General features: G+C 42.2%; 13 protein-coding genes. 8 read left to right on the plus strand and 5 right to left on the minus strand.

Annotation, left to right across the window (positions count from 1 at the left end; translation table 11 throughout):
- Nucleotides 1-636 (minus strand): response regulator, encoded by a 636-nt coding sequence (locus tag F3J02_RS13930; RefSeq protein ID WP_167250204.1) that lies wholly within the window; start codon nt 634-636, stop codon nt 1-3.
- A 210-nt stretch (nt 637-846) separates the two neighbouring features.
- Here F3J02_RS13930 and pbpG point away from each other — a divergent pair, with 210 nt between their 5' ends.
- The 3 genes from pbpG (at nt 847) to F3J02_RS13945 (ending at nt 3,483) form a co-directional block, all read left to right on the plus strand.
- On the plus strand, nt 847-1,911 hold the full coding sequence (pbpG, locus tag F3J02_RS13935; RefSeq protein WP_167250207.1) for a D-alanyl-D-alanine endopeptidase PBP7/8: 1,065 nt from the start codon (nt 847-849) through the stop codon (nt 1,909-1,911).
- Nucleotides 1,912-2,061: 150 nt separating this feature from the next.
- Nucleotides 2,062-2,682 (plus strand): DUF6915 family protein, encoded by a 621-nt coding sequence (locus tag F3J02_RS13940; protein WP_167250209.1) that lies wholly within the window; start codon nt 2,062-2,064, stop codon nt 2,680-2,682.
- Between the two features lie 15 nt (nt 2,683-2,697).
- A complete protein-coding gene (locus F3J02_RS13945; protein ID WP_167250211.1) occupies nt 2,698-3,483 on the plus strand; it encodes a hypothetical protein in 786 nt (261 codons plus the stop codon).
- A 62-nt stretch (nt 3,484-3,545) separates the two neighbouring features.
- Here F3J02_RS13945 and thrC read toward each other — a convergent pair whose 3' ends face one another.
- From thrC to xerD, 4 genes are all read right to left on the minus strand, one after another.
- Complete coding sequence (gene thrC, locus F3J02_RS13950; RefSeq protein ID WP_004802157.1) at nt 3,546-4,685, minus strand: threonine synthase; 1,140 nt, start codon at nt 4,683-4,685, stop codon at nt 3,546-3,548.
- Between the two features lie 107 nt (nt 4,686-4,792).
- A complete protein-coding gene (locus F3J02_RS13955) occupies nt 4,793-6,094 on the minus strand; it encodes a homoserine dehydrogenase (RefSeq protein WP_167250213.1) in 1,302 nt (433 codons plus the stop codon).
- A 129-nt stretch (nt 6,095-6,223) separates the two neighbouring features.
- Nucleotides 6,224-7,039 (minus strand): DsbC family protein, encoded by an 816-nt coding sequence (locus F3J02_RS13960; RefSeq protein WP_167250215.1) that lies wholly within the window; start codon nt 7,037-7,039, stop codon nt 6,224-6,226.
- A 134-nt stretch (nt 7,040-7,173) separates the two neighbouring features.
- Nucleotides 7,174-8,094 carry a site-specific tyrosine recombinase XerD gene (xerD, locus tag F3J02_RS13965; RefSeq protein WP_167250217.1) on the minus strand — a complete coding sequence of 307 codons (921 nt, stop codon included), beginning with the start codon at nt 8,092-8,094 and terminating at the stop codon, nt 7,174-7,176.
- 201 nt (nt 8,095-8,295) lie between these two features.
- Here xerD and F3J02_RS13970 point away from each other — a divergent pair, with 201 nt between their 5' ends.
- The 5 genes from F3J02_RS13970 (at nt 8,296) to murD (ending at nt 12,522) form a co-directional block, all read left to right on the plus strand.
- Entirely contained in the window at nt 8,296-8,556 is a 261-nt protein-coding gene (locus F3J02_RS13970; protein ID WP_004656347.1) for a FeoA family protein, read from the plus strand.
- Complete coding sequence (gene feoB / locus F3J02_RS13975; protein ID WP_167250219.1) at nt 8,553-10,406, plus strand: ferrous iron transporter B; 1,854 nt, start codon at nt 8,553-8,555, stop codon at nt 10,404-10,406. Before F3J02_RS13970 ends, feoB begins: the two co-directional genes overlap by 4 nt.
- A gap of 54 nt (nt 10,407-10,460) precedes the next feature.
- Nucleotides 10,461-10,712, plus strand: a complete 252-nt coding sequence (locus tag F3J02_RS13980; RefSeq protein ID WP_167250221.1) for a DUF6587 family protein — start codon at nt 10,461-10,463, stop codon at nt 10,710-10,712.
- 46 nt (nt 10,713-10,758) lie between these two features.
- On the plus strand, nt 10,759-11,049 hold the full coding sequence (locus F3J02_RS18630) for a hypothetical protein (RefSeq protein ID WP_228284358.1): 291 nt from the start codon (nt 10,759-10,761) through the stop codon (nt 11,047-11,049).
- Between the two features lie 114 nt (nt 11,050-11,163).
- Entirely contained in the window at nt 11,164-12,522 is a 1,359-nt protein-coding gene (gene murD / locus F3J02_RS13985; protein WP_167250223.1) for a UDP-N-acetylmuramoyl-L-alanine--D-glutamate ligase, read from the plus strand.
- Nucleotides 12,523-12,528 lie beyond the last annotated feature (6 nt).

A 12,528-nucleotide genomic window follows, 5' to 3' on the forward strand; every position in this document is an offset into this window, starting at 1 on the left:
TTAAGGTTTAATGAGTCCATAACGAATCGCAAGATGAGTGAGTTTGACATCGCTATCAATACTCAATTTTTCAAAAATACGATACCGATAGGTATTTACAGTTTTTACGCTTACGAATAATTTGTCAGCGATTTCTTGGGCACTAATACAATTCACGACCATCATGGCGACTTGCATCTCACGTTCTGACAGTGCATCGAAAGGTGATTGTTGCGTATCCGAAAGATATGAGCTCGCTAATTGTTCCGCAATATCTGCACTAAAGTATTTTCCGCCTTGCATCACTTTATTAATAGCACGAACCATTTCAGAAATTGGTGCACCTTTAGTGATGTAGCCTTTCGCTCCTGCTTTTAATAGCAGTGAAGGGTATGGTTCTTCGGCAAGACCACTGACAGCGATCACTTTTGTTTCAGGTGCGCTTTGTAATAAGCGACGAGTAGTTTCCACTCCGCCAATACCAGGCATATTCACATCTAACAATACGACCTGAGGGTGCTTTTGACGGACTATAGCAATGGCTTCTTCACCCGATTCGGCTTGTCCAATGACGTCTACATCGGGGTGGTCTTCCAACATACGACATATACCTGTGCGCACGAGTTCATGATCATCAACAACGAGAACAGTGATCAAGAAGACCTCCTTTTTTCAAAAAAACTGGTTTTTTGTTACATAAAGCAAAATTAGCTTGCAATGAAACCACAAAATTAGCAATCCTATTCTTCGTTTTTAGCGAATAGTTGTACACAATTGTGTCTATAAAAGCTTTACCCGATTTGTTCAAATGTAAGGCATAATGGTATTAAGCGCAAATGTGCAGCGTCCTGAGTTGAGTATTGTGTCGTGAAAAATTCTAAAAAATCTATCATGCATGTTTTAAGCATGTCTATCTTGTTGGCCTGGAGCTCAACAAGTTTTGCTGAACTGGTTGTGAATAACAATCCAGCTTCTTCGCGTGTGAATGGTTCAGCTTCGATGAATTGGTCTGCAAGTGATGCAAGTCAGTTTATGGAAGATGATGATCCTGTAGAAATTAGTCCACAAGGTTCAACTTCTGTTACGACGACATTGCGTAATGGTGGTTCGGCAACAATTACTTCCTCAAGTACGCCGCAGCAGTCCGCACAGATTCGAGATACCTTTGGGTATAGTAGTCAACCCTCTGTCAATGCACGTGCTGCTTTGGTGATGGATGCGCAAACGGGTGAAGTGCTGTACAGTAAAAACAGTAATATGTCGGTACCTATTGCATCGATTACTAAATTGATGACCGCTGTGGTAACGGCTGATGCACGTTTAAACATGTCAGAAGAAATTACGTTAGAGTCAATTGATTTTGCTGGTGCCGGGGGTAAGAACTCAAGTTCAACCTTACGTGCGGGCGATACCATGAATCGCGCTGAAGCACTTTTGTTTGCGTTGATGAAGTCTGAGAATCCAGCTGCCGCTGCTTTAGCACGCACTTATCCAGGTGGCCGATCTGCCTTTATTGCTGCAATGAATGCTAAAGCGAGGCAATTGGGTATGACGTCGACACGTTATGCTGAATCTACTGGATTAGATCCACATAATGTCTCATCAGCACGTGATTTAGGTATTCTAGTCAGTACTGCGTCGCAATATGGTTTGATTCGTCAATTCTCAACCACGCCAACCTATGATTTCAATTTAGGTTATCGCGTTCTCAAGTCAAATAATACCAATGCACTGGTGCGTAATGGCGGTTGGAACATTAACTTGTCAAAAACAGGTTATATCAATGAAGCGGGCCGTTGTGTCGTGATGCATACCACTGTGAATTCACGCCCAGCGGTTGTGGTGCTATTAGGCGCACCAAGCTCACAAGCACGTAATAGCGATGCAACTAATCTATTAAGCTGGTTAAGCACATTGCCAAAACGCGTTTAGTCCTTTTAAATTAAATAACTCCTCTTTATGGGGAGTTTTTTTATGCCTGAATAAGGCGACACAACTTGTCTTATTTCAATAAATTGTGTTCGTTTTTTGAGCCTAAATCGGCTAATGTGTGCATACAACAAAAAATGATGACATACCGTTATGAATGCGATGCAACATGCACGGATTTCTGCAAAACGCTGGGGTGGGGAGCCCGAAGACTACTATGAACTACATGCGTTTATAGACAGTACCAAAAGCCTATGTAGCGATGCGCGACACCGAATTTTACATACTTTGTGGGGCATAAATTCGGTTGTGGTTCCTGTGTTTGGGCATAGCCTTCAAAATAGTGCAGGCAAATCGATTGATATTAAAGATTTGTGTGAACGTGATCATTTATTGGTGGATTACCAACAGCGTTTTATTCCGACACTCAATGACTTTGTAAATGCGATAGATGCAAGACAATTGCCTCAGAACTTTGAACAGCATTTAGAACAGTTACATCATGATTATGTGCAGGATATAGCACTCTCACAATTAATGTTATCGCCTTTGGCGCTGACGGGGAAATTGCATTCACTATTGTTCACCCATAACAGTTGGTTTATCTACGATATTTTGCCAAGGATTGGGCAACTGCCGAAACTGGACAATATTGTGTATAGCCCTGCTGATTTTTTTAATGCCATGCATTTTGAATTATGGATGGATAATGGCATGGCAATTCCTGCAAGTGCTCAAGCATTACATCAAATAAAACAACTCAATGATAAATGAATTAAGGGGAACAACATGACCACTTACGTGATTCGTGCCAAATACTTTGGCTATAACGATGAGGTCTTTTATGTCGCAGGCAATCGTATTGCCAATGTTTTTGAGGATAGAGCCCAAGCCGAGGCTGCATATAAAAAGCTTGAAATTGATGGGGCGCGAGATTTCGCTCTGTATGAAGTTGAATCCCTTTTTGATGCAGATGAAGCATTATTAAAACAACTGGATGATTTTGTATTCTCACGTTGTGGCGAGCATGTCTGCGAAGATGGGGATATTTCAGATGATGTGTTACCTGAAAGTTTAAGCGATGAAGATACCTTTGAATTTATTCAATTGGCAGGAATGCAAAAATTTCAACTGGTACAGTTTGAACATGAGGCTAGGTTTTATGCGCTTTGGTCAGTCAAAAAACAGAAATGGGTGGAAGAGCATGATGAGTTTTTTGCCGGTTTAGCTTATGCAGATCAACCTGAACAATTAAAAACCAATGTCGCAACTATTTTTGCAGATTATGACTATGGTGATATTCAGCTTAAAGGCTCACTTGATGAGTTGTCTGATCAACCTGTACTCTTACAGGCAATGATCACAGCGCAATCTGGTTTGAAATACGATCAGAAAAGCCAAATTTTAACGATTATGCAGGGTTGGGAAGAAGACGCTTTATATGCGGTAAACCCTTTACTCAAACAACCATTATTTGAAATCAAAGAAATCGAGCTTGAAGAAATCCAGAGGATTGAAAAGGAATTAGCTGCACAATATAGCTATGATGAAGATTATGAATACGAAGAAGAATAAGGCTTATATTTAAGCCCATAAAAAACCAGTTGCTTGCAACTGGTTTTTTTCAGCATTGATGCTTACATATTTGAAAGAATAGAATCTTTCACTTGATCCATGGTCGCGTCAATTGACAACATCACGGCATCAGCACATTGCTTGATTGCGGTATCTGGATCTTTTAAGCCATTACCTGTAACGGTACATACAATCACAGAACCTTCAGCAATTTTACCTGCTTTAAGGTCACGGATTGCACCACCAATAGACGCTGCTGACGCAGGTTCGACAAAGACACCTTCATACATAGAAAGTAGGCGTTGAGCTTCTAGAATCTCAGCATCAGTGAGTTCATCGAACCAACCTTTAGAATCACGTACCACTGCTTTTGCATGGTTCCAGCTTTGTGGATTACCGATACGAATCGCTGTTGCAACAGTTTCTGGGTTTTCAACAGGCGCACCACGTAAGAACGGCGCAGCACCAGATGCTTGATAACCGACCATTGTTGGTAAGCCTTCTGGTTTAGGACCAGTGAATTGATCAGTAGCCGCATCATAGATCACTTGTTCAAACTGATCAGCAGGTTGGTTTGCAACTGCTTCGGTATAACCCATCCAGTGTGCAGTGATGTTCCCCGCATTACCAACTGGTAAACAGTGATAGTCAGGTGCGCGCCCCAATGCTTCTACGATTTCATAAGCAATGGTTTTTTGACCTTGCAAACGGTAAGGGTTGATTGAATTTACAATGGTTACAGGTGCTTGATCTGCAACTTCTTTAACCAAACGCATACCGTCATCGAAGTTACCACGGATTTGCATAGTGATCGCGCCGTACATCATTGCCTGCGCCATTTTACCCATGGCAATTTTGCCTTCTGGGATTAATACGAACGCTTTGATGCCTGCACGTGCTGCATACGCTGCTGCTGCTGCTGAAGTATTGCCTGTAGATGCACAGATAATCGCTTTAGAGCCTTCTTCAACTGCTTTGGTCACAGCCATCGTCATACCACGGTCTTTAAAAGAACCTGTTGGGTTCAGACCTTCGTATTTCACATAGATTTCGACGTTTTTGCCAATAATACGTGGAATGTTCTCTAGTTTAATCAGTGGGGTATTCCCTTCACCTAAAGAAATTGCGCGTGTAGTTGCAGACACAGGTAAACGGTCACGATAACGATCTACAAGACCAGTATAACGATTGGCATTCGACATGATGGTGTTCCAATATGAGGTAGAGAGAAAATCCCGCTCAACAAGCTCCCTTTCAAAAGAGAGCAGTTCCATTCTTGAGTGAAGAAGGGTGAGGGGATTTAAACTGATTAACTATCGAGCGATTCTAAACGAATTCTTACGATTTCGCCACGAATTGCAGGTAATGCTTGAATTTGAGCAAGTGCTTCATCCATTTTTGATTCAACAATCGGATCCGTTAAAATCACAATTGGAATCAGATCTTTTAAGCGTGATTGCTGCATGATGGCATCAATACTAATTCCAGCACGGCTTAGAATTGTAGTGACATCAGCGAGTACGCCTGTTTGATCTTCTGCATTGAGACGGATGTAATAACCTGTAGTCATTTCTTCACGGCTCAAGATAGGCACATTAGTCAGTGCTTCGAAGGCAAGCTGAGGAATCGTTCCTGCACCATCTTCGGTATAAGAAATATCACGAACGATATCAATCACGTCAGCAACCACAGCAGAGGCGGTTGGACCAGCGCCAGCGCCAGCGCCGTAATATAAAGTAGGACCAACTGCATTGGCCTGTACCAAGACTGCATTTTTAACGCCATTAACGTTAGCAATCAATTCTTCAGCAGGAATTAAAGTTGGATGTACACGTAACTCAATGCCTTTCTCTGCACGACGTGCGATACCTAAGTGCTTGATACGAAAACCAAGTTCTTCTGCATATTTCACATCTTGAGCAGTGATTTTGCTGATACCTTCGGTATAGACCTTATTAAACTGTAGCGGAATACCAAATGCACATGAGGCTAAAATTGTCAGTTTATGTGCAGCATCAATGCCTTCAACATCAAAAGTTGGGTCTGCTTCAGCATAGCCAAGTTCCTGTGCTTCTTTTAATACATCATCAAAAGCACGACCTTTTTCACGCATTTCAGTCAGAATGAAGTTACCAGTACCATTAATGATCCCTGCTAGCCATTCGATATGGTTCGCTGCAAGGCCTTCGCGGATGACTTTAATAATTGGAATACCACCTGCAACCGCTGCTTCATAAGCGATTTGTACGGCATTGTCTTCTGCTGCTTTAAATAATTCATTGCCATGTTCAGCAAGCAAGGCTTTGTTTGCTGTTACCACTTGTTTGCCATGCTTAATGGCTTCCATGATGACTTCATAAGCGGGATGAATGCCACCCATGACTTCAACCACAACATCAACATCAGGTTGACGTACGATTTCCATCAGGTCATCACTTTGTTGAATGCCTTCGAGCTGTAAATCTGGACGTGGACGGCGTGTGCCTACGTGTGTAATTTGAATTTCTCGACCGGTACGGCGTTTAATTTCCGCAGCATTTTCTTGTAGTAATTTAAGGGCTCCACCACCTACAGTACCAAGACCGAGTATCGCCAGACGAACTGGTTTCACGTCACACTCCATTATATTCAATCATTTTAATGAAGCTTGATCATAGCTAAAAAAATGCGGAGACACTAGGGCTAAGATCATCTTTAATCTGTCGCCCTAGTCTTTGTTATTTTTGGGTAGGGGCTGGATTTATTTGTTTAAGCGTTGAACGATTTCTTCAGGAGTCATATAACCACCTAAATACTCACCATCGACGTTATAAATTGCAGGTGTACCATTTACCCCCATATTTAAGCCCAATTGATATTGGTCACGAACAGGGTTTTTACATTCAGCCGCAGAAACGGGTAAACCTTTAGCCGCTTGATCGAAGGCTGCCTTACGATCTTCACTACACCAGATTGCCTGCATAGTTGGCATGAACTGTTCACCACGTGGCCATGCGATATAACGCACTTCAATCCCTTTGGCATTGATCTCGGCAAGATGCTCATGCAATTTATGGCAGTATGGGCAGCTTGAATCTGTAAATACATAAATCACATGCTTCGCTTTACCGCCTGACGCTGGATAAACGATTAGGTCTTCAGTTTTGAGTGAAGCTAAATGTTTTTTATTTTCGGTAGCTTGTAAGGCGTCACTCACATTGTGCAGTTGCTTATCGCCTAAACGGACCACATCACCTTGAATAATGTATTGTCCATCAGCCGTTGCATAGACTGAACCCATACCTTCGAGGCTTACCCAGAATAAATTTGGCACTTCAGTTTTTTTAATGGCAAGAATTTTGGCGTTGATGTTGGCTGTTTTAAAATTTTTCTCTAAGGTCGAGATCAAGCGCTGTTGTGCGTTGCGTTCATTCAATGTTGATGCTTCACCTGTCGCAGGTGCACTTGCTGTGAGCGCATCTTGTTTTTGTGCTGAGTTTTCTTTTGAGCAAGCACTGACTAATAATGTTGATGCTAATGTACAAGCAATTACAAGTTGAGACCGAGTAAACAACATATAGAACCTTTTTTGTACGAATTCATTTATATAAGGGGCTTAGCATAGCAAAAAAACGGAAACACTTCGTTAAATCTTGCATAGGCTGTGTGAACAAAATCAAATTTTAGTGAGAAGCTAGACCAAAGGTGGTTTTAGCCTCGTGGATGGTATTTGCCATGCAATTCCTGCATACGATGTTGTGCAACATGGGTATAAATTTGTGTGGTGGAAAGGTCACTGTGACCAAGCAGCATTTGTACCACGCGTAAATCAGCACCATGATTAAGTAAATGGGTTGCGAAAGCATGGCGTAAGGTATGCGGTGATAGCTCAGCTTGAATACTGGCTTGTAGCGCATAGCGTTTGATCGCATACCAAAAATTTTGCCGACTCATAATGCCACCGTGTTGTGTAAGGAACAAATAGTCGGTGCTGCTCTTGTAGAGTTGTGGACGTGATTCTGCCAAGTATTTCTCAATCCAGTCACAGGCAAATTGTCCGAGAGGAACAAGGCGCTCTTTATTGCCCTTACCTGTAATCCGTACAAAACCTTGCTTTAGGTTGATCAGTTCTAAACGTAAATTAAGTAACTCGGAAACGCGTAAACCGCAGGCATAAAGTACCTCGAACATGGCACGATCACGTAGTCCAAGGGCTGTATTAATATCTGGTGCATTGATCAATGCTTCAACATCTTGTTCTGATAAGTCTTTGGGTAATGCTCGGCCAATTTTAGGGGAATGATGGCTAGCAACAGGATTATCATCCCGTAACTTTTGCTCTCTTAAAAATTTATAAAATTGTCTTAAGGCTGATAGGCAGCGTGCAATTGAACGAGGGCTTTTCCCAGCTTTTGTAAGTGCGATTAGCACATCGGCAATGTCATCACTCGACCATTGCAGTAAGGTCGCACTTTGATGTAATTCGCTACATTGAATCAGGTCAGATAAATACGCATTGCGCGTATGTGGGCTCACGGTTTGAGCAACCAGATAATCCCGAAAACCCTGTAGAAAACTCAAATGTTCGGGAATGTTAACCGCAGCAGGAATACGAGGTTTTTTATTTAACATATAGGCTTAAGGCATTTCTATAAAAGTGATAGATGTATTTTGGGGCGAGGGATACCCTGAATTATTCTTGATTCAATTGCACTGTAAAAGAAAAATGAATTGTTGTCGATCTGTCACAGAAGCAAATGCCACTGAGATTGGTTTTGGTAATTATTCTCATTTGCTTGTATACTAGAAAAAAAGGGTGAAGGGTTAGAGACGGTGCGATTGTCAGCATTAAAAGTCAAGCAAACAGCGATGATTACGAAAGTAAATCGCGTGGTCGATGAGACAGAACAGCCAGATTTAGTTGCAGTTCGTTTAGAAAGTTTAGGCTTTGTGCCAGGTACACAAGTACAGGTGATTACCAAAGGTATTTTTGGTGGAGATCCGATTCTAATCCAGCTCGGTTTTACGCGTTTTGCGTTACGAAAAGCTGAAGCGGATAAAATTGAAATTCAACTTGAAGGAGCACCTGCATGAGTGATGCGTTACGTGTTGCCCTTGTGGGAAATCCAAACTGCGGTAAGACATCTTTATTCAACCATTTAACAGGTACACGCCAAAAAGTTGCGAACTATGCGGGTGTAACCGTTGAACGCAAGGTTGGACATTTTCAGCTTCCTTCTGGGAAAGCAGTACGTGTTTTGGATTTGCCAGGAACTTATAGTTTACAAGCAACCAGTCCAGACGAAGAAATCACCCGTGATGTTTGCCAAGGCAAAATTGCGGAAGAAGGGCAGCAAGATGCTTTTCTGTGTGTAGTGGATGCAACCAACTTAAAATTGCATCTCGGTTTGGTGTTGGAAGTCATTGAGCTAGGTCGCCCGATTCTTGTGGTATTAAATATGATGGATGAAGCGCGTCGTCGCGGTATCCAGATCAATACACAAAAACTTTCTGAGCGTCTTGGAGTGCCTGTTGTTGAAACAGTTGCTGTCCGTAATTCAGGTATTGAGAATTTATTGCATGCGCTGGATCAAGGTAAATATACAGTTCCACAAACTGAACTGAGTGGATTGAAAGGCGATCATCATCAGAAAATTGAAGTTATTTTCAATGATGTGGTGAATTTCGTCGATCAAGAAGATAAGCGTACTGACTTTCTCGATAAAATTTTCTTACATCCAGTGCTCGGTTTGCTTAGCCTTGCGGTCATGATGTTTATTGTATTCCAAGCGGTATTTGCTTGGGCTGCGCCATTTATGGATGGCATCGAAACCTTCTTTGCATGGTTTGGTGAGAAGCTCGGAGAGTATATCTCGCAACCTTTACTGCATAGTTTAGTCGTGGACGGGATTATTGCAGGTGCAGGTAGTGTGGTTGTGTTCTTGCCACAGATTTTAATTTTATTCTTCTTTATTTTAGTTTTAGAAGAATCGGGTTATTTACCTCGTGCCGCATTCTTGCTTGATAAGTTGATGTTTAAAGCAGGTTTAAGTGGCCGCGCTTTTATTCCACTACTATCAAGTTTTGCTTGTGCGGTACCGGGGATCATGGCAACCCGTAGTATCAGCGATCCGCGTGATCGTTTTACCACGATTATGGTCGCGCCATTGATGACTTGTTCTGCGCGGTTACCCGTTTATGCACTGTTGATTGCTGCCTTTATTCCAAGTCAAACGGTCTGGGGTATTTTCAATCTACAGGGTCTGGTTTTATTCGGTCTATACATGTCAGGGATTGTGAGTGCGCTCTGTGTGGCGATCGTGATGAAATTTTTGCAAAAAGATAAATCACAACATGCACTTTTGCTTGAGTTACCAAGTTACCGTATTCCAGATCTGAAAAGTGTCGGGATTGGCTTGCTAGATCGCGGTAAAATCTTCTTAAAACGTGTCGGTGGCATTATCTTTGCCCTGTCGATTTTGCTTTGGTTCTTATGTACGTTCCCACAAGCACCAGAAGGGGCAACCTTGCCTGATATTGATTACAGCTTTGCTGGGATGTTAGGGCACTTGCTGCAACCGATTTTTGCACCTGTTGGTTTTAATTGGCAGATTGTGGTTGCGCTTATTCCTGCAATGGCAGCGCGTGAAGTTGTAGTTGCGGCTTTGGGTACGGTCTATGCTTTATCTGGTGCTGATGATGATGCGATCTCACAGGGTCTTTCTCATTTAATTAGTGCGGATGGTACAGGTTGGTCATTGGCAACAGGTTTATCATTGTTGGTATGGTTCATCTATGCACCGCATTGTTTGGCAACCTTAGCAACAGTACGCCGTGAGACAGGTTCATGGAAACATGTTGCTGTGATGACTGCGTATTTATTTGGTTTGGCGTATTTAATGTCTTTCTTAACTTACCAAATTGCATCAAGCATTTGGGGTTAAGAAATCCCACCTCGCCTCCCTTTAAAAAGGGAGGTAATTATTGGAGAGGCGCTTATGTTTGAGTACTTGATTGTTGCTGTATTGGTGCTGTGGAGTACTGTTGTAGTCTTTAAGAAGGTATTCCCTCAAACAGCGAGTTCAGCATTTCTGAGTCTGTCCGATCTTTGTCAACGTTTAGGTTGGCAACGCTTGGCAGTATGGTTAAAGCCGAAAATGGCTGTCGGTTGTGGTGGTGGCTGTGGCTGTTCTACGGATGAAGCGGAGAACAAAAAAGCGGAACCTATTCAAACGGTCAAATGGCGGTAAAACAAAATTGCCCATCTTAAGATGGGTAATTTTTTGGAACAAAAAAATGAATCAGACGGATATGAGCGAGAAGAGATCACTAAGCTTAAAACATAAATTGATTTTATTAGGCTTTATGCTGTTGACGACCTTGCTTTATCTCTCTGCTTTGTCAAAAAATCTGAATATGTATAAAGAAACTGTTTCATGGCTACTTTCATGTTCCATTTTGATTTATCTATGGTTAAGACCCGAATTGATAGAGCTTAAATCCAAGCACTATGTATTTAAATCTGTAGATTGGCTGGGATGTGTGTGCTTAATTTTGTTGTTGATCAGCTGTGCTATGCCTGATTAAGCTTTTACGCACTGACACAAAAAAGATTGAATAAAACCAAAACTGAAAAAGCATTTAAAACAGTAAAGTGCTAACATTTTTGCCATTCTGTAATCTGCAAAAAATGGGGCAAAAATGTTAATACAACGTGGTGGATTAAAAGTTGTGGCTGGCTTGGGTATTTCGGGTGTATCAGCAGTCAACTTTCTACATGAACAAGGCTACCAAGTTGCAGTAACAGACTCTCGAGCGACTCCACCGGGTCATGATCAAATTCCTTCAGCTGTGCGTACCAGTTTTGGTCAATTAGATACAGAGCTGCTGTTACAAGCAGAAGAAATTATTCTTAGCCCAGGACTTGCACCGCAATTACCAGAAATCCAGCAAGCGATTGAAAAGGGCATCCCAGTTGTTGGTGATATCCAATTACTACGCCGTGCTACCGAAGTTCCCATTGTTGCGATTACAGGCTCAAATGCAAAAAGCACGGTCACGACTCTGATCGGCTTAATGGCACAAGATGCGGGCAAAAAAGTTGCTGTTGGTGGCAATCTTGGACGTCCTGCGTTGGATTTATTAAAAGATAAACCCGAGCTGCTGATTCTTGAACTCTCGAGCTTTCAGCTTGAAACCACGTCACATCTGAATGCAGAAGTTGCTGTGGTGTTAAACATGAGTGAAGATCATCTTGATCGTCATGGTGATATGTTGGGTTATCACAAAGCTAAACATCGTATTTTCCAAGGCGTGAAAAAAGTGGTGTATAACCGTGATGACAATCTTAGTCGCCCATTGGTACCAGATGTTACCCCGATGCAAAGCTTTGGCTTAAATGCTCCTGATTTGAATCAATATGGTGTGCTACGTGATGCAGATGGAACTATGTGGTTAGCACGTGGCCGTGAACGCCTACTTAAAACCTCTGAGATGTATATTCAAGGCATGCACAATGTTGCCAATGCTTTGGCGTGTTTAGCTTTGGGGGAGGCGATTGGTTTGCCAACGGCATCTATGTTAGAGACCTTAAAGCATTTTAAAGGCTTGGAACATCGTTGTGAATACGTCGGAACGATTGACGGTGTACGCTATTACAATGATTCTAAAGGCACCAATGTTGGCGCGACGCTGGCTGCAATTGATGGCTTGGGGGCTGCAATTGAAGTCAACAAAGGTAAGTTGGCTTTGATTCTCGGTGGTCAAGGCAAAGGTCAGGACTTTAAGCCATTACGTGATGCGATTCAGAAATATGTGAAAACGGTGATTTTGATTGGTGAGGATGCTGCCGTGATTGAGCAAGCAATTCAAGGTACGACGGCAATTCAACATGCACAGAGTTTGAAAGAAGCGGTGGAATTCGCACAGAAGCATACTCAGGCTGAAGATGTAGTACTACTTTCACCCGCTTGTGCTAGCTTTGATATGTTTAAAAGTTACAATGATCGTGGACATCAATTCGTAGCATGTGTAAATACCTTGAGCGAAAAGAAGAACTAGGAACAA

The organism is Acinetobacter sp. Tr-809, from assembly GCF_011753255.1.
Lineage (GTDB): Bacteria > Pseudomonadota > Gammaproteobacteria > Pseudomonadales > Moraxellaceae > Acinetobacter.